We start from the raw sequence: 25483 nt of genomic DNA, 5'->3' as shown, positions 1-25483 counted from the left end.
GCCCTCAGCCGGCTTTCTGGGGAGCGCCGGTGGACGGCTCCGTCACTGCGGTGCCTTCCGATTTCCACGGCTGGCCGTTGACCGGCGCGCCCGGCCGGATCTTCTGGAAGCCCTCGACGATCACCTTGTCGCCGGCCTTCAGCCCTTCGGAGATGATCCAGCGCTCTCCGATGATCCGTCCGGTCTCGACCGGGCGCAGCTCGGCTTTGGAGTCGGCGCTGACCACGTAGACCTGGGCATTGCCGCCGGCGTCGTGCTGGACCGCCTGCTGCGGCACCGCCAGCGCGTTCTCCTCGATGCCCTGCTCGATCAGCACGCGCACGTAGAGGCCCGGCAGGAGGTCGCCGTCCGGGTTGGGAAACTCGGCGCGCAGGATGACCTGGCCGGTGGTGCGGTCGACGGTGGTGTCGGAGAACAGCAGCCGGCCCGGCTGTCCGTACGGGGTGCCGTCGTCGAGCAGCAGCTTGACCGGCGCCTCGCCGGGATCCTTGGCCAGCGCCCCCATGTGCAGCGAGTTGCGCAGCGCCATCAGGTCGCGCACCGACTGGGTGAAGTCGGCGTAGACCGGATCGAGCTGCAGGATCGTCGCCAGCGGTTCGGTGTTGTTGGCGCTGACGAGCGCGCCTTCGGTGATCAGCGCCCGGCCGATCCGGCCGGAGATCGGCGCCTTCACGTCGGCGTACTGCAGATCGAGTTGGGCGGCTTCGAGCTCGGCCTTCGCGACGGCAACGTTGGCGTTGGCCTGGGCCAGCGTCGCGGTCGACGTCTCCAGAGCCTGGGCCGCGATGACCTTGCGATCCAGCAGCAGCTTCTGCCGGTCGGTGTCCTGCTGGGCGCGAAGCTGCTCGGCCTTGGCGCGCTCCAGGCTCGCCTGGGTGCGGGCGACCTCGACCTTGAACTTCGCGGGATCGATCTTGTAGAGCACGTCGCCCGCCTCGACGCGGCTGCCCTGGGTGAACACCCGGTCGGTCACGATGCCGGAGACCCGCGGCCGCACTTCGGCGATCCGCGTCGGCGAGATCCGGCCCGGCAGTTCGTTGACGATCGGGATGACCTCCGGCTCGACGGTGATGATCGACACCGCCGACGGCGGCCGCGCCGGCGCCGCCGCAGCCTTGTCCTTGCCGTCGCCGCTGTCGTTGCAGGCAGCCAGCATCGGCAGCAGAAGGGCGGCGGCGATCAGAGCGAAAGAAGATCGGGTCCGTGACATTCCGGCTCTCCGTATGCCACGCACGGGACGAGGTCGGCCCGGGGCGTGCAAAAGAAACTGATTGGTCGAAAGGGGGTGCGGTCAGGCGACCTCGGCCGGGACATCGAGCGGAACCCGCGTGGGCTCCTGATCGACGAGCCAGCGAATCTGTTCGATCAGCCGAAGCCGGTCGGCCGGGTCGAAATTGTAGACGCCGAAGTGCTCCATCATCCGCAGGCCCTCCAGCGCGACGAAAGCAAGAAGCGCGCCGTCCTGGTTCTTCGACGACTTGCGGAGCTCGGCGATGCTGTCGCCGATCTTGCTGCAGATCGGCTTGCGCAGTTCGTTGTCCTGGGCCACCGCCGCCGCCATGCACAGCGTGATCGCCTGGTCGTCGTCGGTGGCGGGGTCGGAAGCGGCGGTGAGGCGGGTGCGGATGAACGCGTTGGGCACGTTGCCGAGCGCGGCGCGGATCTGGTCCTCGCGGGCGTGTTCGGCGGCCATGCGGCGCTCGACGATCGCCCGCATCAGGGCAGACTTGGTCTTGTAGTCGTAGAGAACGCTGGCCTTGGAGATCCCGGCTTCCGCGGCCACCGCATCGAGGGTCAGCCGGGCGGTGCCGTCCCGCTGGACCACGCACTGAGCAGCGTCGAGAACCGCTTCGCGGTCGATGGTACGTTTGCGACCCATGGTACTGTCGTCCGATTAATTTCCAACCGGACGGTTATCTATATAGCCGGACGCGTGCCGTCAATATGTTTGCTGCGCCGCAACAATCAATAACTGCGTGATCGGCCGGCCGGCCCAGGATTTCCGGGCCGGCCGGCCCGCAGATTATTCAGCCGGCTTGGTCTCGGCGGCGGCCTGCCGGATCGACCGCTCGATGATCGCCTCGGCTTCCTCGGGGCCCTGCCAGCCGGTCACCTCGACCCACTTGTTCGGCTCGAGGTCCTTGTAGTGGTCGAAGAAGTGGACGATCTGCTCCAGCGTGATCTTCGGCAGGTCCTCGTAGCTGCGCACCGTCTCGTAGCGGCGGGTGAGCTTGGTGGTCGGCACCGCGAGGATCTTCTCGTCCGCGCCCGCCTCGTCCTGCATCATCAGCACGCCGATCGGGCGGCAGTTCATCACCGCGCCGGGCACGATCGGCCGCTGGTTGACCACGATCACGTCGAGCGGATCGCCGTCGTCGGCCAGGGTGTGCGGCACGAAGCCGTAGTTCCCCGGGTAGCGCATCGGCGTGTACAGGAAGCGGTCGACCCAGAGCGTTCCGGACTCCTTGTGGAGCTCGTACTTGATCGGCTCGCCACCCACCGGCACTTCGATGATGACGTTGATGTCCTTGGGAGGGTTGGTCCCGATCGGGATCGCCTCGATGCGCATGTTGGTGTCACCTTGTTTTTCTCTGCCGGGACAGCACCGCAGCGATGACGCGCTGCAAAATCGACCGGCGTGGTGCCTTCAACCACGGCTCTACGCCGCGGACAAGTGCGCCGACCCGCTTTTTGGCGCCAATGTGAACGAAGCGGCCTCCGGAGCCGGAGGGTGCGGCATGGCGCCGCGCCGCCTTTGCGCCGGCTAACCGTCCCAGGCATTCCTGCCTGCGCTTCGAGGCGCCGGGTGCGCCCCCGCACGCCGCCCGCCCCCGGCCCCGCCGTGTCTCGCCAACCGCTTGCTGCAGCAACGTTTTCCTGGAGGCCGCCGGCCGGACTGGGCGCCCGTGCGCGCCGGCATGCGCGAGCCGGTCGCTGCGCGCCAGGTCGCCCGCACCGGGACGGCCTCAGCCGGAGTGTTCGGGACCGGTCTGGCGGGCGTGCCGGGCCGCGAAGCCGAAGGCGATCTTCGGCAGGTGCGCCGGGCCGATGGTCTCTTCCGCGTTGGCGACGGCGTGCCCGCCGAGGCGTTCGTAAAACCGGCAGGCCGCCTCGTTGTCCGCCAGCGCCCACACGACGAACGACCGCCGACCCTCGTTCGACATGGCCGTCCGCGCCGCATCGAACAGCCTGCGGCCGAAGCCGAGACCGGAATATTCGGGCTGGATGTAGAGTTCGTAGACCTCGCCCCGGTAGGGCAGGCTGCGGGCCCGGCTGGCGCCGAAGGTGATGTAGCCGCGCACGGTGTCGCCGACTTCCAGCACCATGATCGACACCCGGCGCTGGATGGCGCGCTCCCACCAGGCCGGTCCCCGGCGCGCGATCATGCGCTCCAGTTCGGCGCCCGGCAGGACCCCGCGGTAGGCGTAGCGCCAGGCCGAATCATGGACCTCTGCGATCGCCGCAGCATCCGTCAGCCGTGCGCGCCTTATGCCGATCGAACCCGTCTTCATGAGAGGAAGGGTAGCTCGACCTTCGCGGCGGGAAAAGAGGAAAGCCGCTGCCGGGGCGATCGCCCACAAGCACGACCGCCGCCGGGCCGATGCCGGCGGCGTCGTGATCGGCTGGAAGGCCTTGGTTTCCGTGCCGTTCCGGCGCCCGGGCCGGGGAGCCGGTCAGGCCACGCCGGCCTGCTTGCTGCGCTCCGCCTTCTTGCGATCGTTCGGGTCGAGGATCGCCTTGCGGAGGCGAATCGACTGCGGCGTGATCTCCACCCGCTCGTCTTCGGCGATGAAGGCCAGCGCCTTCTCCAGCGTCATCCGCATCGGCGGGGTGAGCTTGATCGCCTCGTCCTTGCCCGAGGAGCGCACGTTGGAGAGCTGCTTGCCCTTCATCACGTTGACCTCGAGGTCGTTGCCGCGGGTATGCTCGCCGACGATCATCCCCTCGTACACCTTGGAGCCCGGATCGATCATCATCGGACCGCGGTCCTCCAGGTTCCACAGCGCGTAGGCGACGGCCTCGCCTTCGGAATTGGAGATGAGCACGCCGGTGTGACGGGTCGGCACCTCGCCCTTGTACGGCTCGTAGGCCCGGAAGACGCGGTTCATCACGGCCGTGCCGCGGGTGTCGGAAAGCAGCTCCGCCTGATAGCCGATCAGGCCGCGGGTCGGGGCGTAGAACAGCAGCCGCACCCGGTTGCCGCCCGACGGACGCATTTCCTGCATTTCCGCCTTGCGCTCGGAGAGCTTGGAGACGACCGCGCCGGAATACTCGTCGTCGACGTCGATGGTGACTTCCTCGACCGGCTCCTGCAGGTTGCCGTCGTCGTCGCGCTTGTAGACGACCTTCGGCCGGCTGACCGTCAGCTCGAACCCTTCGCGGCGCATCTGCTCGATCAGGATCGCCAGCTGCAGTTCGCCGCGGCCCGACACGATCATCGAGTCGGCGTCCTCGCCCGGCTCGACCTTCAGCGCCACGTTGCCGGCGGCTTCCTTGAGGAGACGGTCGCGGATGACGCGGCTCTGCACCTTGTCGCCCTCGCGGCCGGCCAGCGGCCCGTCGTTGATGCGGAAGGTGACCGACACGGTCGGCGGATCGATCGGCTGCGCTTCGATCGGCTCGGTGACCGAGGAATCGGCGAGCGTGTCGGCGACGGTGGCCGTCTGCATGCCCGCGAGCGCGACGATGTCGCCGGCGCTGGCGCTTTCGACCGGCAGGCGCTCGAGCCCGCGGAACGACAGCACCTGGCTGACGCGGCCGGTCTCGACCACCTTGCCTTCGCGGTTGAGCGCCTTGATGGCCTGGTTCGGATGGACCTCGCCCGAGCTGATCCGGCCGGTCAGGATGCGGCCCAGGAACGGATGCGCCTCGATGGTGGTGGCGAGCATCCGGAACGGCCCGTCGTCCACCGGCGGCGGCGGAACGTGGGAGACCACGAGGTCGAGGAGCGGGCCGATGGATTCCTGCGGGCCGGTCGGCTCTTCCGCCATCCAGGCTTCCTTGGCCGAGCCGTAGAGCACCTTGAAGTCGAGCTGGTCCTCGTCGGCGTCGAGCGAGGCGAACAGGTCGAAGATCTCGTTCAGCACTTCCTCGTGGCGCTCGTCGTGGCGGTCGATCTTGTTGATCACCACGATCGGCCGCAGGCCGACCTTCAGCGCCTTGCCGAGCACGAACTTGGTCTGCGGCATCGGCCCCTCGGCGGCGTCGACCAGCAGGATCGCGCCGTCCACCATCTGCAGGATGCGCTCGACCTCGCCGCCGAAGTCGGCGTGGCCGGGGGTGTCGACGATGTTGATCCGCGTGTCCTTCCAGATGACCGCGGTCACCTTGGCGAGGATGGTGATCCCGCGCTCACGCTCGATGTCGTTGGAGTCCATCGCCCGTTCGGCGACCCGCTGGTTGTCGCGGAAGGTTCCGGACTGCTGCAGGAGCCGGTCGACGAGCGTCGTCTTGCCGTGGTCGACGTGGGCGATGATGGCGATGTTGCGCAGGGTCATGAAGATGTCCGTCTGGATCGTCCGCGGCCGGACGATCGATGTTCGTGTGTCGCTAGAGCATGTCCCGGCCGGATCGAACCGATCCGATCGGGAACGCAATGCTCAACTTGTTGAATCCTGAAGCCATTCCTTGTCGATCAGATGTCACCACCTGGTCGGAAGTGGCCGGGCCGGTTCGCCCCATGGCTCCGAACGCGAGACCGCCGCGTTGTCGAAACGGCGATCCTGTCGATCCGGCGGCTGGAGGAGCGGGTTTCGCCGGCACCGCGCGTGTGCTGCAGCGCAAGAGCCATAGCGGATCGGACGCGGCGCGAAAAGGCAATTCGCGCCATTTCTTGGCCGCACCCCCTCGGAACCGGCGTTTTTGGACGCGAAAAGCTGCCCGAAGCGCACCTGCGGCGCACCTGGCGGCAATGGACACTGACGGTGAGACGCGGTAAACGCGCGTCTGCCGTTCCGGCCCGCCCTTGGTGGAGGCGACTGCCGCGCGAACGGACACACGATCGAAGATGAGCAACGCCATGGGCTACGTGATCGCAGTCGTCGGCGCGACAGGCAATGTCGGCCGGGAAATTCTGGATATCCTCTCCGAGCGCGGCTTTCCGGCCGACAGCGTGCTGGCTGTCGCCTCGCGCCGCAGCAAGGGCACCGAGGTCTCCTATGGCGACCGAACCCTCAAGGTCGAGGCCCTGGAGTTCGTCGACTTCTCGACCATCGATCTCTGCCTGATGTCGGCAGGCGGCGAGATCTCGAAGGAATGGGCGCCGAAGATCGCCAAGGCCGGCGCCGTGGTCATCGACAACTCGTCGTGCTGGCGCAACGATCCCGACGTGCCGCTGATCGTTCCGGAAGTGAACGCCGACGCGATCGTGGGCTTCACCAAGAAGAACATCATCGCCAATCCGAACTGCTCGACCGCTCAGCTGGTCGTCGCGCTGAAGCCGCTGCACGATGCGGCGACCATCAAGCGCGTCGTCGTCGCCACCTACCAGTCGGTCTCCGGCGCCGGCAAGGAGGGCATGGACGAGCTGTTCACCCAGACGCGCGCGGTGTTCGTCTCCGATCCGCTGCAGACGAACAAGTTCCCCAAGCGCATCGCCTTCAACCTCATTCCCCAGATCGACGTCTTCATGGAAGACGGCTCGACCAAGGAGGAGTGGAAGATGGTGGTGGAGACCAAGAAGATCCTCGATCCGAAGATCAAGCTGACCGCCACCTGCGTGCGCGTGCCGGTGTTCATCTCCCATTCCGAGGCGGTGAACATCGAGTTCGAGAACCCGATCACGGCGGAAGAGGCCCGCGACATCCTGCGCGAGGCGCCCGGCTGTCTGGTCGTCGACAAGCACGAGCCCGGCGGCTACGTGACCCCCTACGAGGCGGCCGGCGAGGACGCGACCTACATCAGCCGTATCCGCGAGGACATGACCGTCGACAACGGCCTGTCCATGTGGGTGGTCTCCGACAATCTGCGCAAGGGCGCGGCGCTGAACACGGTGCAGATCGCCGAGCTGCTGGTGAACCGCAAGCTGATCACGCCCCGCAAGCAAGCCGCGTAGGCGCCGCCTGCCGGCGCTCCCGACCCGGAGCGCGCAGATCCAACTCACGCCATAACGGGAGGCGGCCGGCAACGGCCGCCTTTTTCTGTGGCCGGTCCGCCGCCTCGCGGCGGGCGGCTCACTGCCGCCCGTTGACCGTCGTCACCTGCCCGCCGGTTCCCTCGCATGGCGCGTCCGCGAGCTCCGACCCCTCGAGATCGAGATCGGAGAAGCGGGCGCGGAACGTCTCGCCGTCGATCGCGTAGCGGCACGTCCACCACTGGACGGAACGCACGTCGGGGTCGGCCGGGCGGCTGTTCGACCGGATGGCGAGCGAGATCCGGTTCGCGACGGCATCGACGTCGAACGTCGCGTCCTGGGTCGCTCCGAACGTCTCCACGCGCGTGAGCTCCCCACCGTCCAGCAGCGCCAGGGTCAACGTGGCGCCCATCGCCGGCGGCGGATACTCCCCGTCGGCGATGAGGACAAGGAAACGTCCATCGGGCAGCGCCACCGCCTGCTCCACCCGGGTGAGCCAGGCGCCGTCCTCGCCGCTCTGGCTGCGGCTGAAATCGCGGAACAGGTCGGTCACCTCGCCGGGCGCCAGGTGCCGCAGCCGGGGCTCCAGCCCGGAGAGCTGGCGCAGCGAGGCGGAAAGATAGCGCGCCTGGAGTTCCTCGATGGTCTTCCGGCTGCTGCCCAGATCCTCGCGCGCCAGAACGAGCTCCGCCCGGACCGCCGTCAGATCGGCTTCAAGGCCGGCGAGCCGGCGCTCGTAGTCGGCCGCGGACTGCTCCGACATCCACCACGTGGCGCAGCCGAACAGGAGCCCGCAGATGCCGACGATGCCCTGGGTGGTGGCCGACGTGCAGACGCTGGCGAGGCTGGCCCCGAACCTGGCGATATGCGCCTTCTTCACCATCGCGTTTTCCAAGGAAGCATCGCGCCGGACGGGGCGCGACGCGCGGCGCCTTGCGGGCCTATTGGCCCGCCCCGACCGTCGCCTCGCCCTTCGCCCAGGCGGCGCGGTCGCAGCCGACGGCATCGGCGATCGACGTCATGCCCCGGCGGCGGACCTCCTCGCCGAGATGGCGCAGGATCGTGCCCACCAGCCCGCCGCCCTCGTAGACGAGGCCGGTGTAGAGCTGCACCAGGCTGGCGCCGGCGGCGATCTTGGCGAACGCCGTCTCGCCCGAGCAGACGCCGCCGACGCCGATGATCGGCATCCGGCCGTCGATCCGCTCGGCGACCTTGGCCAGCACCACCGTCGACGGCTGAAACAGCGGCCGGCCGGACAGCCCGCCGGTCTCGCGCGCCGTGCGCGCGTCGGTCAGCCGCGGCCGGGCAATCGTCGTGTTGGAGACGATCAGGCCATCCACCGCGTGGGTCAGCGCGGCGGCGGCGATGGCATCGATGCCGGCGTCGTCGAGATCCGGCGCCACCTTCACCAGCAGCGGCACCCGGCGGCCGATCGCCGCCATCTCGCCCCGGGCGGCCAGCACCCGCGTCAGGAGCTCGTCGAGCGCCTCCGCGCCCTGCAGGTCGCGCAGGCCCGGCGTGTTCGGCGAGGAAATGTTGATGGTGAAATAGTCGGCCACGTCGGCGAACGTGCGGATGCCGCGGACGTAGTCGTCGATGCGGTCGTGGGTGACCTTGTTGGCGCCGAGGTTGACCCCGACGATGCCCTCGAAGCGGCGCGCCGCGAGGCGCTCGTGGGCGGCCGCATGGCCGCCGTTGTTGAAGCCGAGCCGGTTGATGAGCGCCCGGTCGGCGCGCAGCCGGAACACCCGCGGCTTCGGATTGCCGGGCTGGGCGAGCGGCGTCACCGTGCCGATCTCGACGAAGCCGAAGCCGAGCTTGAGCAGCGGCCCCGGCACCTCGGCGTCCTTGTCGAAGCCGGCCGCCATGCCCAGCGGGTTGGGAAACGACAGGCCGAAGGCGTCGACCTGCAGCGCCGCATCCTTGGGGAAGGTCTCGGTCGGCGCGAGGCCGGTGGCGAGCGCGGTGATGGTCAGCCGATGGGCGCGCTCCGCATCCAGCCGGCGCAGCAGCGCGGGGGCGGCCGTCGACAGTCCTGGGATCACGCGTCGAGCTCCGGAAAGATATGGCCCGCCGGCGACAGCGGCAGCGGCTTGACCCAGGCCGCCGCATCGGTCGGCAGGTCGGCGTAGAGGTGCGGGAACAGCTCGTTGCCGCGCGACTTTTCCCACTTGAGGTCGTCGCCGAGCCGCTCCGAGCGGATCGCCACCAGCAGCAGCCCCCGCATCCCGCGGAAATGCTTGCGCGCCGTGTCCATCACCTGGCTGCGCGCGGAGAGATGGATGAAGCCGTCGGCGAGGTCGACGGGGGCGCCGCGATAGACACCCTCGGCCTTGGCGGCGTCCCAGGACTCCCTGTCGACGATCTTGTAGACGGTTTGCGCGCGCATCTGCCCGTTCTCCCGATTTTTCCCGGAGCCTAGAGCATTTCCCGTTCAGATCGAAGCGATCTGAACGAAAAGGAATTGCTCAAGGTATTGAATCCGGAGCCATTTCTTGTCGATCAGCTGTGACCAGCTGATGGGAAAAGGCTCTGGAGCATTTCCCGCCCAGATCGAACCGGTCTGAAGTGAAAAGCCTCTAGCCGCTCCGCTGGCCCCCGGACAAGTCAACGCAGCCGCGCCGCACGCGTTCTCCCCCAGGGATTTCTGGACAGGACCCGCCCCGGGGATTAGGGTGCGGCCTAGGTATGTATTCCTTTCACTTTCCCCGGGGACAACCCGGGCCGGCTTCCGCCCCGTCGACGGAGAGGTGACGAGCATGCTCACGCACGAGCAGGTATGGGCGGCCATCGATCGCCTTGCCGAGCGGCAGGGCCTGAGCCCCTCCGGACTCGCGCGCCGGGCCGGCCTCGATCCCACGACCTTCAACAAGTCGAAGCGGCTGGCCGGTGACGGCCGGCCGCGCTGGCCGTCGACGGAATCCATCGCCAAGGTGCTGGAGGCGACCGGCGCCGGGCTGGCCGACTTTTTCGGCCGCACGCCGGGGGCGCCCGGCGACGACGCCCTGCCGGTTCCCCGCGCCGTGCCGCTGCTCGGCTTCGCCCAGGCGGGGGCCGGCGGCTTCTTCGACGACGGCGGGTTTCCGGTCGGCACCGGCTGGGACGAGATCTCCTTTCCCGAGCGCCGGGACGAGCCCGTTTACGCTTTGGAGATTTCGGGCGATTCCATGCTTCCGCTCTACCGCCACGGTGACGTATTGATCGTCTCGCGCGCCTCCTCGGTTCGGCGCGGCGACCGTGTGGTGGTGAAGACGACGGACGGCGAAGTGATGGCGAAGATCCTGCACCGGCGCACGCCCCGGCAGATCGAGCTGACCTCGCTCAATCCCGACCATCCCGACCGCACGGTGCCGCTGGCCGAGATCGAATGGATGGCGCGGATCCTGTGGGCGAGTCAGTGATGGCGTACACTCCCGGCTATTCCGGACGCGGCCGGCGGCGGTCCGATACGATCACCCGGTCGATCTATGCGCTGGTGGTGGTGACGGCTGCGGCGGTGAGCGTGCTGCCGCTGCTGCTGCTCGACGAAACGGTGCTCGGCCCCATCGTCCAGAAGATGAAGTCGCTGCCGCTCGGCGCGCCGGAAGACGAGCCGCAGACACCCTCCGACTGGGGCGGCGTCGAACCCAAGCGCCAGGGCAGCCTCGGCTTCGAGGCCCCGCCGGCCGGCGAGACCACGCCCGGCGAGGGCTTCGGCATCGAGCCCGACCGGCTGGTGCGCGACGTCTCGTCCGACCGGATCACCCGCAGCCCCGACCTTGCCGCGCCGCTGCAGCGGCTGCCAAGCTCGGTGCAGCCGCCGCCGCCGCTGCCGCCGAAGCCGGTGCGCTATCATCTGGTCGTGGTCGAGGACGCCACCACCATCGATTCCTCCGGGACCGTGCTGAAGATCGGCGAGGTCCAGGGGCCGGCGTCGTTCAAGGCGTGCGAGGACGGCTCGCCGGTGCAGTGGAGCTGCGAGCTGCGCGCCCGCACGGCGTTGCGCCAGCTGGTGCGGTCGCGGGCGATCGAATGCCTGGCGCTCGATGAGGATGCGGCCCGCCGCCTGGAGGCCTCCGCCGACGGCAACGCCGAGCCGCCGGAGGGCGGCCCCTTCCCCGCGACCTGTTCGGTCGGCGGCACCGACATCGCCAGCTGGCTGGTGTCGCAGGGCTGGGCGCGGCCGGCCGAGGGCGCCCCGGACCGGCTCAAGGTGCTGTCGTGGATCGCCCAGGAACAGAAGCGCGGCCTGTGGCGGCCGGTGCCCCCGACCGCGCAGTAGGCGGGGCAATCGCGCCGGGTTCAGCCCGCGGGCGCGACGAGTTCCCCGGCCAGCGCCCTGGCGATGAGGGCACGGGTCTCGTCGATCCCGTAGAGCGCCACGAAGGAGCCGAAGCGCGGCCCCTGCTCCTGGCCCAGGAGCACCTGATAGAGCGCCTGGAACCAGGTGCCCGACACGCCCGGTCCGCCGTCGGGGCTCTTCCGCTTGGCGTCCTGGTAGCGCTCGATCGGACGCGCCACGTCGAGGATGGCGTCCTGGATGGCGGCGGAATCGGCGTCCTTCGGCAGCGTGGCGAGCTTGGCGTCCAGCGCCGCAAGCGCCGCCCGCTCGGTCTCGTCCGGCGCCCGGTAGACCTTCTTCGGGCGGACGAAATCCTCGAAGTAGCGGATCGCGTAGCCGACGAGGGCATCGAGCTCCGGCGCGCTCTCCGGCGTGACGTCCGGCACGTGGCGCAAGATGTAGCCCCACAGCACGTCCGCCGTCTCCGCGTTCGACGCCGACACCAGGTTCAGGAGCAGCGCGAACGACACCGGCAGGGTGATCTCCGGCGGGTTGCCGTTGTGGATGTGCCAGACCGGATTGTTCACCTGCGCCACCGGGTCCTGGCGCCGGAACGCCGACAGGTGGGCGAAGTACTCGTCGACGGCGCGCGGGATGACGTCGAAATAGAGCCGCTTGGCGGTCTTCGGCTTCTGGAACATGAACAGCGCCAGGCTGTCGGGCGAGGCGTAGGTCAGCCACTCGTCGATGGTCAGCCCGTTGCCCTTCGACTTGGAGATCTTCTCGCCGTTGTCGTCGAGGAACAGCTCGTAGACGAAGTGCTCCGGCGGCTTGCCGCCGAGCACCGAGCAGATGCGGTCGTAGACCGGCTGGTTGGAGAGGTGGTCCTTGCCGAACATCTCGAAGTCGACGTCGAGAGCCGCCCAGCGCGCCCCGAAATCGGGCTTCCACTGCAGCTTCACGTTGCCGCCGGTGACCGGCAGGGTGACCTCGGTGCCGTCCTCGTCGGCGAACGTCACGGTGCCGGCGGCGGCGTCGACCGCCTTCATCGGCACGTAGAGGACGCGGCCGGTGGTCGGCGAGATCGGCAGGAACGGGCTGTAGGTCGCCTGGCGCTCCTCGCGCAGCGTCGGCAGCATCACCTCCATGATCGCCTGGTAGCGCTCGGCGACCCTGAGCAGGATCTCGTCGAAGCGTCCGGACGTGTAGTAGTCGGTGGCGCTGGCGAACTCGTAGTCGAAGCCGAAGGCGTCGAGGAAGGCGCGCAGGCGGGCGTTGTTGTGGGCGCCGAACGAGGCGTGGGTGCCGAACGGGTCCGGGACCCGGGTCAGCGGCCGGCCGAGGTTCTCGTGCAGCAGCGCCTGGTTCGGCACGTTCTCCGGCACCTTGCGCATGCCGTCCATGTCGTCGGAGAAGCACAAGAGCCGGGTCGGGATCCGGTCCTCGGTGATGACGCGGAAGGCATGGCGCACCATCGTCGTGCGCAGCACCTCGCCGAAGGTGCCGATGTGCGGCAGGCCCGACGGCCCGTAGCCGGTCTCGAACAGGACCTCGCTCTTGCCGGACCGCTCCAGCCGCTCGACGATGCGCCGCGCCTCCTCGAAGGTCCACGCTTTGCCCGTCTTCGCCGCAGCAACGATCTCTTCGGACAGATCGGCGGAGGCGGGGCGGACGGTCATGATGGCGGTTTCCCAGTCAACTGCGTCGGAATGGATCGGATCACCGGCATCGGCCATGCGGCCCTGAATGCCCGGTTCCGGCGGATGGTCTAGAGCATATCCCGCCCCGACAAAAGCAGCCTGTACGGCAGGCGGCGCGCTGCCGTGCCGGACTGCGGACCGCCAGGCGGCTGCACGGCCATTTCCGATCGAGCAAATGATTCCACTCGCCGGCAAAACGCTCTAGGGTCCCGACCACCGAATTCCCGCGCACCGCAACACTTTCGCGAGCACACCTGATGAATCAGACGATTTCGCATCACGACGCCCTCATCTACGTCATGGTCACCATGTCGGCGGCCGACAGCACGATGACGGACGCCGAGCTTCACCAGATCGGCGAGGTCGTCCGCACGACACCGGTGTTCCGGGACTACCGCGAAGAGAAGCTCGTCTCCTCCGCCGAGACCTGCGCCGACATCCTGCAGGCCGAGGACGGCCTGGAGACGGTGCTCGAACTCGTCCGCACCTGCCTGCCGGAGCGGCTCTACGAGACCGCCTACGCCCTCGGCGTCGAGGTGGCCGCCGCAGACCTGCACGTCGAGCCGGAGGAGCTTCGGCTGCTGGCGATGCTGCGCGACCGGCTCGGCCTCGACAAGCTCACCACCGCGGCGATCGAGCGCGGCGCCCGGGCCCGCTTCCGCACGCTCTAAGTATTCCCCTCACGCCGGGTTCGCTGCGCGCACCGGCTCCGGGTGGGCGGCCTCCGGCCGGCGCGCGGTCGCGCGCTGGTGGGAGCAATCCAGACGCGATCCGGGATGGGTGCGCGGTCGGCCGTACCGACTATCAGTAAATCACCAATCCGCATGCGACTGCATGCCGGCCGGAGGCCGCGCCCGCGCAGCCGGTGCGCAACGCGAACTCGGCGTGAGGTGATCAAATACCTAATTCAGCGTCGGCTGGGCGTCGGGCATATCGAGCGAGAAGGCCGGGATGTCGACCTCGAAGCGCTCGCCGCCGGAGGTTTCCATCTCGTAGGCCCCGACCATGATGCCGGACGGCGTCGGCAGCGGGCAGCCCGACGTGTAGGTGAAGGCATCGCCCGGCGCGAGCACCGGCTGTTCGCCGACCACGCCCGGGCCGCGCACCTCCTGCACGTGGCCGCGCGCATCGGTGATCTGCCAGTAGCGGTTCAGAAGCTGTACGGTCTCGGAGCCCACGTTGGCGATCTCGACCGTGTAGGCCCAGAGGAACCGCTTCTCCTCCGGCTCCGATTCATCCTCCAGATAGTGAGGATTCACCGTGACCCGCAGATTGCGTGTGATGGCTTCGTACATCGTCCGACCCAACTGATTCTCATTCCGGCGGACCGCAACCGGGAGCGACAAGGTCCGATGCGCTCATCCTGTGCCGAACCGGCAGCGAAGGAAAGTGAACACCATCAAGCTTGCGTGGCGCTCTACTGCCCCGGCAGCGGCCCGTCAATCTCGGCCGCCCGCCCGGCGCATGCGGCAGACGCCGCCGCGCCCGCCACGAGGGAGCACCGATGTTCGACGCCCGACTGCGACCGCTGATCGACCCGCCGCTCGACGCCGCCGGCCGCCGCATCGCCGCCTGGGGCCTGTCCGCCGACGCGATCACCGTCGCCGGCTTCGCCCTCGGCCTCGCCGCGGCCGTCGCCATCGCAAGCGGCCTTTCTCTCGTGGGCCTCGGCTTCCTGGCGCTCAACCGCATCGCCGACGGGCTCGACGGTGCGGTCGCCCGCGCCACCGGCAGGACCGATCGCGGCGGCTTTCTCGACATCGTGCTGGACTTCGCGATCTACGGCGCGGTCCCGTTCGCCTTCGCCGTCGCCGACCCGGCGCACAACGCGCTCGCCGCCGCCGCCCTGCTGCTGTCGTTCTACGTGAACGGCGCGTGCTTTCTGGCGTTTGCCATCTTCGCGGAGCGGCGCGGCCTGGAAACCCGCGCGCAGGGATCGAAGTCGCTGTTCTATCTGGGCGGGCTGGCGGAAGGCGGCGAGACGATCGCCGCCTTCGTGCTGATGTGCCTGGCGCCGGGCTGGTTCCCGGCGATCGCCTGGATCTTCGCCGGCGTGTGCCTGGTGTCGGCGACGGCGCGGCTGGTGCTCGCCGCGCGCACCCTGTCCGACGACGGCAGCTAGCCGACGCTGGCGGCCGCCTTCGTGCCCGACCGGTCGAGCGCCTGGGTCATGTCGGCGATCAGGTCCTCGACGTCCTCCAGCCCGATGGAGAGCCGCAGCAGGCCCGGCCCGATCTCCAGCTCGGCCCGCTGCTCGTCGGTGAGCCGCTGGTGGGTGGTGCTGGCCGGATGGGTGATCAGGCTCTTGGCGTCGCCGAGGTTGTTGGAGATCTTGACGACCCTGAGCGCGTTGGAGAAGGCGAACGCCGCGTCGCGGCCGCCCTGCATGTCGATGGCGATCAGCGTGCCGCCGCCGGTCATCTGCTTGCGGGCGATCTCCGCCTGGGGATGGTCGTCGCGGCCCGGATAGATCACCTGGCGGACGGCCGGATGGCCGGCGATCGCGTCGGCGACGGCGGCCGCGTTGGCGGTCTGCTGGCGCACCCGGAGCGGGTAGGTCTCCAGCGACTTCAGCATCACCCAGGCGTTGAAGGGCGACATCGCCGGGCCGGTCTGGCGCAGGATGGTGTCGAGCTTCTCGGTCACCCACTCCTCGTCGGCGAGGATCGCGCCGCCCAGGCAGCGGCCCTGCCCGTCGACGTGCTTGGTGGCGGAATAGACGACCACGTCGGCGCCGAGCTTCAGCGGCGACTGGTGCAGCGCGGTGGCGAACACGTTGTCGACCACCAGCCGGGCGCCGACCGAATGGGCGATCTCGGCGACGCCGGCGATGTCGACCAGCGCCAGCGTCGGGTTGGCCGGGGTCTCGGTGAACATGGCGGTGGTGTTCGGGCGCGTCGCCGCCTGCCAGGCGTCGAGATCGCCGCCGTCGACCAGGGTCGCCTCGACGCCGAAGCGGGGCAGGAACTCCTCGACCACGTAGCGACAGCCGCCGAACAGCGCCCGCGAGGCGACGACGTGGTCGCCGGCCTTGACGCAGGCCACCATCGCCGCCGTCACCGCGGCCATGCCGCTGGCGGTGGCGCGGGCCGCCTCGGCGCCTTCCAGCAGCGCCATGCGGTCCTGGAACATCGTCACCGTCGGATTGCCGTAGCGGGAATAGACGTAGCCCTCGGCCTCGCCGGCGAAGCGGGCTTCGGCGGCTTCCGCGCTCTCGTAGACGAACCCCTGGGTCAGAAAGAGCGCCTCGGAGGTTTCACCGAACTGGGACCGCTCGGTGCCGCCGTGAACGAGGCGGGTCGAGGGTCCGGCATCCGAAGGCAGCGACGACGACGACATGGACACATCCTTTCCAGATCCACCGGCAGCACCCGCGACGGGGCGGACGGCGCGGTGCGGGACGGGCCTTCGCCCCGACGACCCGCAGCGCGGTCGGTCCGGGCGCGTGCCTGCGTGCGAGCGGCACGGCACAAAAAAACCCGGCCGAAACGAACGACCGGGGCGTACCTCGCCCGGCCTTTTTAGCGATTTCTTTAACGTGGCTGCAAGCCGGCCGGCTCAAATGACCACGGGACAAAAAGCTCTTTACGCCCCGCTTTCCTTGGCGTCAATGCACCGATCGGTTTAGGTCTTGGGCTGACGCGAGCGCGACGAAGCTTCCAGGTGCGGGACGAACGACACATGCAGGAAACCGCCGGCATCCTTCCGCGGCAGGCGATCGAGGCGCTTGGGCACGCGGGGGCGATTTCCTGCGACGCGCCGTTCGACGCCGACCAGATCCAGCCGGCGAGCCTCGACCTGCGGCTCGGCACGGTCGCCCACAGGATCCGCGCGAGCTTCCTGCCCGGCCCCGACGGGCCGGTCGCCGACAAGCTGGCCGAGGTGACGATGCACACCATCGACCTCACCCGGGGCGCCGTGCTGGAGACCGGCTGCGTCTACGTGGTGCCGCTGCAGGAGCGCCTGGCGCTGCCGGCCGACGTCGCCGCCTCCACCAACCCGAAGAGCTCCACCGGCCGCCTCGACGTGTTCACCCGGGTGACCGCCGACCGCGCCGGCGCCTTCGACCGGGTGCCGGCCGGCTACGCCGGGCCGCTCTACGCCGAGATCTCGCCGCGCACCTTCCCCGTGCTGGTGCGCGCCGGCTCGCGGCTGTCGCAGATCCGCTTCCGGCGCGGCAACGCCACGCTCACCGACCCCGAGCTGCGCGCCCTGCACGAGCGCGAGCCGCTGGTGGTGCCCGGAAACGCCGGCATCGAGGACGGGCTGCAGCTCTCCATCGACCTGCAGAGCACCGACGCCAGCGGCCTCGTCGGCTACCGCGGCAAGCGCCACACCGGCGTCATCGACGTCGACCGCAAGGACGGCTACGACGTCGCCGACTTCTGGGACCCGGTGACGGTGCGGCCCGGCCGCGGGCTGATCCTCGACCCCAACGAGTTCTACATCCTGGTGTCGCGCGAGGCGGTGCAGGTGCCGCCCCAGTGCGCCGCCGAAATGGTGCCGTTCGACCCGCTGGTGGGCGAGTTCCGGGTGCACTATGCCGGCTTCTTCGATCCGGGCTTCGGCCACGGCACGTCGGGCGCCGGCGCCCGCGCCGTGCTGGAGGTCAGGAGCCACGAGGTGCCGTTCATCCTCGACCACGGCCAGGTGGTGGGCCGGCTCGTCTACGAGCGGATGGGGGCGCTGCCCGACACGCTCTACGGGGCGGGCGTCGGGTCCAACTACCAGGCCCAGCGGCTGAAGCTGTCCAAGCACTTCCGCAGCGACTGACCCCCTTTTCGGCCAGGCGGGGTCATCCGGCCGAGGCGACAGGACCGCAGCATCCGTTCCTTGAGGCCGCCCGGCTCCGGGCGGGAAACCGCCCCCCAGATCGGCGCGCACGGTGAACGCCGGGACGACAGCCGTCCCTACTCCGCAAGCCCCGACCGCATGCCTGGGTCGGCCTGCATTCGGCTGCCGGAGATCTCGCCACGCAGTGCGGCGATCTCGCCCCGGAGCGCCCGCATCTCTTGCGAGATCTGCGCCTGCTCGTCGTGCAGCACCTGGCGCTCGGCATCCAGCGCCGCCTCGTGCTCCTGCTGCATGGCCGAGACGATGATGCCGATGAACAGGTTCAGCACGGTGAAGGCCGTCGCCATGATGAACGGCACGAAGAAGGTCCAGGCGTTGGGGAACTCCGCCATCACCGGCCGGACGATGCCCATCGACCAGGATTCCAGCGTCATGATCTGGAACAGGGTGTAGGCGGCCGCCCCCAGGGTGCCGAACCATTCCGGGAAGGCGGCGCCGTAGAGGTTGGTGGCCATCACCGCGAACACGTAGAAGATGATCGCCATCAGCAGCACGATCGAGCCCATGCCCGGCAGCGCCGCGATCAGCCCGCCGACGACGCGGCGCAGCGACGGCACCACGCTGATCAGCCGCAGCACCCGCAGGATGCGGAGCGAGCGGAGCACCGACAGGCCGTGCTGGTTGGGCACCACGGCGATGGCGACGACGACGAAATCGAACAGGCTCCACGGATCGCGGAAGAAGCCCAGCCGGTGGACGTAGAGGCGGAGCGCGATCTCGACCACGAACAGCGCGATCACCGCGCCGTCGAGGAAGACCAGCAGCGGACCGGCCTCCGCCATCGCCCGGCTGCTGGTCATCAGGCCGAGGACGACGGCGTTGAAGACGATCAGTCCGGCGATGAACCACTCCCAGCGGGAGCTTTCCAGAAGGGTCTGCACGCGGTCACGCATCGTCTGGCTCATTCGGGGAACGGTGGATCGGAGGGAGGCATGCCGGGCGGGCACGGCCGCGCGACGGCGGAACGCCCGGCCCGGCGCGCTTCATCTAATGCGCTTGACAGGAGCATTCCAGAGCGGTCATTTCGCAGCAGGCGCGGGCGTAGTTCAGTGGTAGAACGTCAGCTTCCCAAGCTGAATGTCGTCGGTTCGATCCCGATCGCCCGCTCCAATTTCCTGAAGCTCAGCATGGGCTTAACGTCCGCGCAGGCCGCCCGTTCCGAGGTCGGCGGACGTCCGGCGCCCTCGCACGTTTCCCGGTCTCATCAAAGCCATCCGAACGAAAAGGCATGGCTCAAGACCTTGAGTCTGAAACCGTTTCCAAATCGATCCGGTGAGTCCACCTGATCGAATGCCTAGCCGCGCGGGCTGCTGCCGATGCCTCTCAGGAAGGGGAGGAAGCCGTCGAGGAACCGCGTCGTCGCCGGCATGAAATGGCTGCCGTGGTGGTACATCGGGTCGAGCGCGGTGACGATCAGCGTGCCGTTGGTCGTCACCCGGTCCTCGTAGAGGATCGAACCGTCCTGGACGTCGATCAGCGACCGGGCGCCGGCCGGCGGCGCGAAGTGGCCGTGGTGGTGCCAGGTCGCGTCGTCGAGGGTGATGTGGCCGAACAGCGGATGGTCGGGCGCGACGCACCGCAGGCCGAGGCTGCCGCCCTCCTTCCACCACCAGAAGTTCGTCGGCGTGTCGGTCCAGACCACGCCGTCGAGCCACTGGTGCGGCCCGGTCGAGCCCATGGCGACGAGCGTGCCGCCGGCGTCAAGGAAGCGCCGGAGCTTCCCGCGGTGCGGCACCAGCAGCGACGGGTCCGTCCGGCAGGAGACGATCAGCACGTCGATGCCGGAGAGATCGGCCTCGCCGAGCCGGCGGGCATAGAGGATCGCGTCGAAGGCGTCGCGGTAGCGCGCCTCGTAGAGCGTCCGATGATGGTAGTAGGTGCCGCTGTCGAGCGCCGCGATCCGGTTCATGCGGGCACCTCCTTGTCGTGGCCGACCGCCCAGGCGCAGAGCTGCGGCACGATGCGCGCCGCCGTCGTGTCGGCGCCCGCATACATCCACAGATCGTTGCCCGCGTGCATGAAGATGCGCCCGCCGCGCGGCCGCTCGTAGACCCAGTCGCACGGCCGCCGCTCGGGGCCGAGCCCGAGCACCGGCACCGCGCCCTCGGGCGGCGGGTTGTGGCCGCGCGCATAGAAGCCCGCGACGCCGCGCCGGTAGGTGAGGTCCGCCATCTCGACGCCCGCGAAGACGGGATGCGGGGCGACCAGATGGACCTGCAGCTGGTCGAGGCCGCCCTGCGGCAGCGGCACGAAGGCCTGGAATTCGGGCAGCATCGGCCAGGCGACGTGGCCGTTGAAGACCAGCGTCCCGCCCCGGTCGAGATAGGCCTCGATCACCGGCGCGATCTCGCCGAGATAGCGCTGGTCGAGATGGGCCGGCAGGAGCAACGCCGCGTAGCGCGCCAGATCGGCCGCGTGCAGCGCGTAGTGGTCGATCTCATCGGCATCCTCGACGAAGCCCATCACGCTCGGCAGGTCGCCGCCGGCGCCCTTGATCGGTTTCAGGAACAGGCAGCGGCCCATCAAAGGAGGCTCCTTCCAGTCGGTCGGACAAGCGGGCGGGGGCGGCCCGCCGGATACCGGGACGGGGAGGCATCGGCCTTTCCCGTCCCGCTCAGAGGGTCATTCGCCCTTCGACACGCTCTTGAAGTCGAAGAAGAAGCCCGACGGATGGACGCGGTAGCCCTGCACCGCCTCGCTGGAGGCGACGACGAACACCTTGTGCACCAGCGGCATGATCGGCGCGTCCTCCTGCAGGATCGTCAGCGCCTCGCGGTAGGTGGCGTCGTAGTCCGCGCCGCGGTCGAGGGCGCGGCCGGCGTCGACGAGCGCGTCGAAGCGCGGGTTCGCCCAGCCCTGGTAGTTCATCTCCGCCTTGGAGTGGAACTGGGACTTCAGGTGCAGGTCCGGGTGCCCGGTCATCTCCGGGGTCCAGAAGACGACGGAGACGTCGTACTGGCCCTGGCGGACGAGATCGAGCATGCCTTCCCAGGTGAAGAGCTGCACCTGGCTGCCGATGCCCTGGTTGGCGAGGAGCGCCGCCAGCGCCTCGGTGATCAGCGCCATCTCGGTCCGGCTCGAATAGGAGAGGATGCGCAGGCTGAGCGGCGTGCCGTCCTTCTGCCAGCGGCCGTCCTGCCGGGTGTAGCCGGCCGCTTCCAGCAGCCCCGCCGCCTTCTCCTCGTCCATCTCGTAGGGCGCGACCCCGTCCGGCACCCAGTCGAACTGCGGTGCGAAGAAGCGCCAGGCGGGCGCGCCGACGCCGTCGAGCGCGCCGGTCACCAGGACATTGCGGTCGACCAGATGGTTGAGCGCCCGGCGCACCCTCACGTCGGCCAGCGGCGTGTCGCCCGCCGTGTTGAAGGCGCCGTAATAGAGGCCCGCCGTCGGCTCCGCGTAGACGGTGAAGTCGGCATCGGCCTGCAGCCGCGCCACGTCGGCCGGCGGCAGGTTGGTCGCGAAGTCGATCTCGCCGGCCTCCAGCGCCAGCGTGCGCGCATTGTGGTCGGGGATGTAGCGGTAGACGATGCGCCGCAGTGCCGGCGCCTCGCCCCAGTAGCCGTCGAAGCGCTCGACGATGGTGCGGTCCTGCTTGACGTAGTCCACGAACCGCCAGGGGCCGGTGCCGATCGGCGTCACGAACGTGCCGGCCGCGTCGAACGACGACGGGGCGTAGACGACGGTGATGGCGTCCGTCAGCTGGTTCGGCAGCGCCGCGAACGGCTCGGTCGTCTCGATCTCGAGGGTCAGCGGCCCGGTCGCGTCCATGCGCTCGATGTTGAGCAGGTCGGCGGCGTAGGGCAGGTGGTCGACCACCTGCTGCAGCGACGCCTTGACGACGTCGGCGGTGAGCTCCGTGCCGTCGTGGAAGACGACGCCCTCGCGCAGCTCGAAGCGCCACACGGTGGGCGACACGCGCTCCCAGGAGGTGGCGAGCCCCGGCACCAGCGTCATGTCGTAGTCGAGCTTGATCAGGGTATCGAGGATCTCGCTCTCGGTGAAGAAGCGGCTGCGCCGCGGCGCCATGGCGAGCGGCAGGGATTCCCACATCGTGCCGACGATCAGCGTATCCGCGCGGGCCGCGTCGTCCTGCGCCGTCGCCGGCGCGGGGATCAGCGCCGCGGCGGCCGCCATGGCGAGCAGGGTTCGTCTCAGGGGAATCATCCGGGTCTTCCTTTCTTGAAGCTTCGGGCGAGGACCTGGTCGACGCGCCAGCGGTCGGCGAGCGCGTCTCCATGCAGGTTGACGACGATCACCAGGCCCATGATCGACAGGCCCGGGACGAGCACGAGGCGCGGATAGGACCGCATGTGGCTGCGCGCCTCGGCGATCATCCGGCCCCATTCGGCGGTGCCCGGCTCGACGCCGAGGCCGAGAAAGCTCAGGCCGGCAAACGCCAGGATCACCCACGACATCGAATAGGCGCCGAGCACCAGCAGCGGGCCGCCGACGTTCGGCAGCAGGTGCCGGAACATGATCACCCGGCCCGGTGCGCCCATCGCCCGGGCGGCCATGACGTAGGGCTTGGCCCGCTCGACCATCGTCATGTTGCGCACCACCCGGGCGTACTCGGTCCAGTGCACCGCCGTCAGCGCGATCAGCACCGACGTGAGGTTCAGGCCCAGCGTGCCGGCGATGACGAGGCTGACCGCCAGCGCCGGCAGGATGGAGACGCCTTCGACCAGGCGCATGACCAGCCGGTCGAGCCAGCCGCCCGAATAGCCGGCGGCGAGGCCGACGAGCGTGCCGATCGCCGAGGCGGCCGCCACCACCAGAAGGGCGGCCGAGACCGTCAGCCGCGCCCCGTAGAGAAGCCGGCTCAGCAGGCACCGCCCCATGGCGTCGGTGCCGAGCGGGTGGTCCAGGCTCGGCGCCATGAGCCGGTTCAGCAGGTCGGCGCGCGCCGGATCGTGCGGCGCCAGCAGCGGCGCGGCGAGGACGACGAGGGCGATCAGGCCAAGCACGATGGCCAGCGGCGCCGGCCGCGGCAGCACCGGCCGGCGGCGGAAGACCGGCATCCCGTCGCGGAACGCGGTCGCCATCACACCACCTCCCGGACGCGCGGATCGACCGCGGCGATGGCGAGGTCGACGATCAGGTTGGTCAGGACGTAGGCCACCGCGATGGCCAGGAAGCAGGCCTGGATCAGCGGGAAGTCGCGGTTGAGGAGCGATTCGACCAGCAGCCGCCCGATGCCGGGCCAGCCGAACAGCGTCTCGACGATGATGACGCCGTCGAAGATTCGCGCGAACTGCAGCCCGGCCAGCGTCAGGATCGCCGGCAGCACGTTGGGCCCGGCGTGGCGGACCAGCGCCGACACCGGCCGCAGGCCCTTCATCGCGGCGGTGCGCATGTAGGGCCTGCCCGTCTCGTCGATCAGCAGGCTGCGGACGTAGCGCGCGCTCACCCCGCACACCGAGGTGCCGATCACGAGCGTCGGCAGGACGGCGTGCTGCCACGTTCCGTAGCCGGAGGAGGGCAGCCAGCCGAGCGTCAGCGAGAACAGCAGCGCCAGCAGGAGGGCGTACCAGAAGTTCGGGATCGACATGCCGAGCACGGCCACCACCGCGCTCAGGCGATCGAACGCCCCGTTGCGGAAGCGCGCCGCGAAGACGGCGATCGGGATCGCGATCAGGAACGACAGGGCGAGCGCCGCCAGCGCGAGCTTCAGCGAACTGGCGAGCCGCAGCACGATCTCGCGGCCGACCGGCTCGCCGGTGATCAGCGACGTGCCGAGATCACCCGTCAGCACGCCGCCGAGCCAGCGCCCGTACTGGACCGGCAGGGGGTCGTCGAAGCCGTGCGCCGCCTCGAAGGTCCGAAGCGCCTCGGCGCTCGGGATCTCGCCGTCCATCTGGGCCATCAGCAGCACCTCGGCGAAGTCGCCGGGCATCAGGCGCAGGAGGCCGAAGCCGAACACCGAGACTGCCAGCAGCAATCCGGCGGCAAAGCCCAACCGCCTCAGGATCGACGCAGCCACGATCGAGTCCACCCCCAGGTCCGAAGTCTCGGCGCAAAAACCTGACAGCTTTTGTCATGATTTAGCCCCGGGATCAATCGGCCGCGGTGATGGCCGGCGAGCTCAGCGGTACCGGCGCTGTTCCGCGCCGACCGGGTCCACCCGATCAACCCCGCCTGCGGGCCTGCCGCCGCCTGCTGGCGTGCCCGTTGTTCGCCCGCGCCGGCGAGCCGGGCCGTGCCTGTCGCGGCGACTTCCCGCTCGGCGCGCCGGATCGCGACTGACGCGGCCGCCAGGCTGCGCCCTGGACCGGGATGAGGGAAGGCGCCCGCTGCCGCCCGCGCGCATCCCGCTCAGGGAGATGCGGCCCGATCCCGTGTCTTGAATGCGGGGGCTGGCGTCAAGTCGGGGGCTGGCGTCCGGCCGGGCTCGCGGCCGCGTTCCGGTCCGTCTCGCCGAGCGCCTTCAGGCCGGCGATCAGCAGGTCGGTGTGGAAGTCGAAGCCGCCATCCAGCGGCACGGTGGCGCCGTTCTCCCAGCGCAGGATGAACGAGCGGTTGATCATCGTCTCGCGGTGCGCCGCCAGCACCGGGTAGCGCTCCGCGTCGATGGTCGAGATCAGGTGCGTCATCCGCTGCATCCAGCGCTCGGTGTCGTCCGACAGCACCATGGCGAATTCCTGGGTGATGTAGCCGACGGCCGACCCCAGCACGGCGTTGTAGGCGGCGACCAGCCGCTCGCCCTGGAAGCCCGCCTCGGTCAGCTTGGCGAGGATCCGCTCGATCATCGTCAGGTCGACGCTGGCGTTGGAGACGAGCTGCACGCCGATCAGCGGCGCCACGTTGGGGTGGCGCAGGATGGCGGCCCGGAAGCCGTGGAGGAAGGCGCGGATCCACGCCTCCCACGGCAGATCCCCGGGGGGGACGATGTCGGCGAGCACGTCGGTGATGATCTCGACGACGAGCTCGTTGCGGCTCGGGACGTGCCAGTAGAGCGCCGTCGGGTAGACGCCGAGCTCCTTGGCGACGGCGCGCAGGCTGAACGCCTCCAGCCCCTGCGCGTCGATCAGCTTGAGCGCCGTGGCGACGATGCGGTCGCGCGACAGCGCGCTCTCCTCCGCGTTGCGCGGCCGCGGCGCGCGGCGGCGGCCCTTTACCGGTAGCACCGACATCGGCAATCAGATCTCCTTGTGCGGCCGCCAGCATATCCGCCCGCAGGCCCGGGCGGGACGATTTCCTTGCGCGACCCGGTCTCGACCCGGAGCACCGGCCGCCGCCGCTCGCCGCCGACGGGACGTTGCCGGCGGCCCGCCCAATTTTGCGGCGGAGCGCCCACCGAATGGGATTTGGCCGACTGAAATTCCCGCAATCCCTGCCCTCGCGGCCTATTGTACGCCGTACATCTACAGCGTACAGTCCAAAACTTCACCTGCGACCGGACACAGGGCCCACCCGCCGATGCGTTTCGATCTCGTTCCCCCGAAGGGCTTCCAGCCCGGCCGCCGCGCGGCCGCACCCGGACCCCTCTGGCAGGCCGGGACGCCCTAGTGGATTGATCGGATCAAAGGAGTCCGCTTGGGGATTCCTCTGACGGCGCGGCCGTGCGAGTCTGACGTATGCGCAGCGGCATCTCCTTCA

Annotated in this window: 24 protein-coding genes, 1 tRNA gene and 1 riboswitch; of the genes, 7 read left to right on the top strand and 18 right to left on the bottom strand. The window is 69.4% G+C overall.

The genetic code is table 11. From position 1 onward, the window contains the following. Positions 1-4 precede the first annotated feature (4 nt). The 5 genes from ACSSVZ_RS23945 to typA form a co-directional block, all read right to left on the bottom strand. Positions 5-1210, bottom strand: coding sequence for an efflux RND transporter periplasmic adaptor subunit (locus tag ACSSVZ_RS23945; RefSeq protein WP_453973346.1), 1206 nt, complete (start codon positions 1208-1210; stop codon positions 5-7). Between the two features lie 81 nt (positions 1211-1291). Further along, entirely contained in the window at positions 1292-1879 is a 588-nt protein-coding gene (locus ACSSVZ_RS23940; protein ID WP_453973345.1) for a TetR/AcrR family transcriptional regulator, read from the bottom strand. Positions 1880-2023: 144 nt separating this feature from the next. Beyond that, positions 2024-2569 carry an inorganic diphosphatase gene (gene ppa / locus ACSSVZ_RS23935; protein WP_453973344.1) on the bottom strand — a complete coding sequence of 182 codons (546 nt, stop codon included), beginning with the start codon at positions 2567-2569 and terminating at the stop codon, positions 2024-2026. Positions 2570-2966: 397 nt separating this feature from the next. Then, a complete protein-coding gene (locus ACSSVZ_RS23930; RefSeq protein ID WP_453973342.1) occupies positions 2967-3512 on the bottom strand; it encodes an N-acetyltransferase family protein in 546 nt (181 codons plus the stop codon). A gap of 162 nt (positions 3513-3674) precedes the next feature. Then, complete coding sequence (gene typA, locus ACSSVZ_RS23925; RefSeq protein ID WP_453973341.1) at positions 3675-5498, bottom strand: translational GTPase TypA; 1824 nt, start codon at positions 5496-5498, stop codon at positions 3675-3677. A 521-nt stretch (positions 5499-6019) separates the two neighbouring features. Here typA and ACSSVZ_RS23920 point away from each other — a divergent pair. Beyond that, positions 6020-7054 (top strand): aspartate-semialdehyde dehydrogenase, encoded by a 1035-nt coding sequence (locus ACSSVZ_RS23920; protein WP_453973383.1) that lies wholly within the window; start codon positions 6020-6022, stop codon positions 7052-7054. Between the two features lie 118 nt (positions 7055-7172). Here ACSSVZ_RS23920 and ACSSVZ_RS23915 read toward each other — a convergent pair whose 3' ends face one another. Genes ACSSVZ_RS23915 through ACSSVZ_RS23905 form a run of 3 tightly spaced genes read right to left on the bottom strand, consistent with a single transcriptional unit; the run spans position 7173 to position 9461 of the window. Beyond that, on the bottom strand, positions 7173-7955 hold the full coding sequence (locus ACSSVZ_RS23915) for a hypothetical protein (RefSeq protein ID WP_453973340.1): 783 nt from the start codon (positions 7953-7955) through the stop codon (positions 7173-7175). Positions 7956-8013: 58 nt separating this feature from the next. Next, entirely contained in the window at positions 8014-9117 is a 1104-nt protein-coding gene (locus tag ACSSVZ_RS23910; protein WP_453973339.1) for a quinone-dependent dihydroorotate dehydrogenase, read from the bottom strand. Then, positions 9114-9461, bottom strand: coding sequence for a DUF952 domain-containing protein (locus tag ACSSVZ_RS23905; protein ID WP_453973338.1), 348 nt, complete (start codon positions 9459-9461; stop codon positions 9114-9116). The genes ACSSVZ_RS23910 and ACSSVZ_RS23905 overlap by 4 nt, the downstream gene beginning before the upstream one ends. Before the next feature lie 370 nt (positions 9462-9831). Here ACSSVZ_RS23905 and ACSSVZ_RS23900 point away from each other — a divergent pair, with 370 nt between their 5' ends. Both ACSSVZ_RS23900 and ACSSVZ_RS23895 read left to right on the top strand, forming a co-directional pair. Then, entirely contained in the window at positions 9832-10473 is a 642-nt protein-coding gene (locus ACSSVZ_RS23900) for a S24 family peptidase (protein ID WP_453973337.1), read from the top strand. After that, a complete protein-coding gene (locus ACSSVZ_RS23895) occupies positions 10473-11333 on the top strand; it encodes a thermonuclease family protein (RefSeq protein WP_453973336.1) in 861 nt (286 codons plus the stop codon). Before ACSSVZ_RS23900 ends, ACSSVZ_RS23895 begins: the two co-directional genes overlap by 1 nt. Before the next feature lie 20 nt (positions 11334-11353). Here the strand turns inward: ACSSVZ_RS23895 and ACSSVZ_RS23890 are convergent, their stop codons facing one another. Beyond that, positions 11354-13012 carry a lysine--tRNA ligase gene (locus ACSSVZ_RS23890; protein WP_453973335.1) on the bottom strand — a complete coding sequence of 553 codons (1659 nt, stop codon included), beginning with the start codon at positions 13010-13012 and terminating at the stop codon, positions 11354-11356. Between the two features lie 278 nt (positions 13013-13290). On the opposite strand from ACSSVZ_RS23890, the gene ACSSVZ_RS23885 reads away from it, so the two are divergent. Continuing rightward, positions 13291-13704 (top strand): tellurite resistance TerB family protein, encoded by a 414-nt coding sequence (locus ACSSVZ_RS23885; protein WP_453973334.1) that lies wholly within the window; start codon positions 13291-13293, stop codon positions 13702-13704. 231 nt (positions 13705-13935) lie between these two features. Here the strand turns inward: ACSSVZ_RS23885 and apaG are convergent, their stop codons facing one another. Further along, positions 13936-14328: a Co2+/Mg2+ efflux protein ApaG gene (apaG, locus tag ACSSVZ_RS23880; RefSeq protein WP_453973333.1), complete on the bottom strand. Its 393-nt coding sequence runs from the start codon at positions 14326-14328 to the stop codon at positions 13936-13938. Between the two features lie 209 nt (positions 14329-14537). On the opposite strand from apaG, the gene ACSSVZ_RS23875 reads away from it, so the two are divergent. Continuing rightward, positions 14538-15155, top strand: coding sequence for a CDP-alcohol phosphatidyltransferase family protein (locus tag ACSSVZ_RS23875; RefSeq protein ID WP_453973332.1), 618 nt, complete (start codon positions 14538-14540; stop codon positions 15153-15155). Here the strand turns inward: ACSSVZ_RS23875 and ACSSVZ_RS23870 are convergent. Beyond that, the gene (locus tag ACSSVZ_RS23870) at positions 15152-16372 is read right to left on the bottom strand and encodes an O-succinylhomoserine sulfhydrylase (RefSeq protein ID WP_453973330.1); all 1221 of its coding nucleotides are present in this window, start codon (positions 16370-16372) and stop codon (positions 15152-15154) included. The genes ACSSVZ_RS23875 and ACSSVZ_RS23870 overlap by 4 nt on opposite strands. A gap of 161 nt (positions 16373-16533) precedes the next feature. Next, positions 16534-16613: riboswitch (SAM riboswitch) on the bottom strand. A 101-nt stretch (positions 16614-16714) separates the two neighbouring features. Between ACSSVZ_RS23870 and ACSSVZ_RS23865 the strand changes: the two genes are divergently transcribed. Further along, the gene (locus ACSSVZ_RS23865; protein ID WP_453973328.1) at positions 16715-17806 is read left to right on the top strand and encodes a 2'-deoxycytidine 5'-triphosphate deaminase; all 1092 of its coding nucleotides are present in this window, start codon (positions 16715-16717) and stop codon (positions 17804-17806) included. A 137-nt stretch (positions 17807-17943) separates the two neighbouring features. Here ACSSVZ_RS23865 and ACSSVZ_RS23860 read toward each other — a convergent pair whose 3' ends face one another. Beyond that, positions 17944-18780 carry an ion transporter gene (locus tag ACSSVZ_RS23860; protein WP_453973326.1) on the bottom strand — a complete coding sequence of 279 codons (837 nt, stop codon included), beginning with the start codon at positions 18778-18780 and terminating at the stop codon, positions 17944-17946. A gap of 142 nt (positions 18781-18922) precedes the next feature. Here ACSSVZ_RS23860 and ACSSVZ_RS23855 point away from each other — a divergent pair. Further along, positions 18923-18997 (top strand) — tRNA-Gly (locus tag ACSSVZ_RS23855). Positions 18998-19181: 184 nt separating this feature from the next. Here the strand turns inward: ACSSVZ_RS23855 and ACSSVZ_RS23850 are convergent. The 6 genes from ACSSVZ_RS23850 to ACSSVZ_RS23825 form a co-directional block, all read right to left on the bottom strand. Then, positions 19182-19796 (bottom strand): hypothetical protein, encoded by a 615-nt coding sequence (locus tag ACSSVZ_RS23850; RefSeq protein ID WP_453973324.1) that lies wholly within the window; start codon positions 19794-19796, stop codon positions 19182-19184. Next, positions 19793-20410: a hypothetical protein gene (locus ACSSVZ_RS23845; RefSeq protein WP_453973322.1), complete on the bottom strand. Its 618-nt coding sequence runs from the start codon at positions 20408-20410 to the stop codon at positions 19793-19795. Before ACSSVZ_RS23845 ends, ACSSVZ_RS23850 begins: the two co-directional genes overlap by 4 nt. A gap of 99 nt (positions 20411-20509) precedes the next feature. Next, on the bottom strand, positions 20510-22051 hold the full coding sequence (locus ACSSVZ_RS23840; protein ID WP_453973320.1) for an ABC transporter substrate-binding protein: 1542 nt from the start codon (positions 22049-22051) through the stop codon (positions 20510-20512). After that, the gene (locus tag ACSSVZ_RS23835; RefSeq protein ID WP_453973318.1) at positions 22048-22929 is read right to left on the bottom strand and encodes an ABC transporter permease; all 882 of its coding nucleotides are present in this window, start codon (positions 22927-22929) and stop codon (positions 22048-22050) included. Before ACSSVZ_RS23835 ends, ACSSVZ_RS23840 begins: the two co-directional genes overlap by 4 nt. Further along, positions 22929-23867: an ABC transporter permease gene (locus ACSSVZ_RS23830; protein ID WP_453973315.1), complete on the bottom strand. Its 939-nt coding sequence runs from the start codon at positions 23865-23867 to the stop codon at positions 22929-22931. Before ACSSVZ_RS23830 ends, ACSSVZ_RS23835 begins: the two co-directional genes overlap by 1 nt. 379 nt (positions 23868-24246) lie before the next feature. Continuing rightward, positions 24247-25017: a TetR/AcrR family transcriptional regulator gene (locus tag ACSSVZ_RS23825; protein WP_453973313.1), complete on the bottom strand. Its 771-nt coding sequence runs from the start codon at positions 25015-25017 to the stop codon at positions 24247-24249. Positions 25018-25483: the final 466 nt, after the last annotated feature.

This window comes from Amorphus sp. MBR-141 (assembly GCF_053628695.1).
The sequence above is the reverse complement of the archived record's forward strand: the minus strand, read 5'-3'. Positions and strand labels throughout refer to the sequence as shown.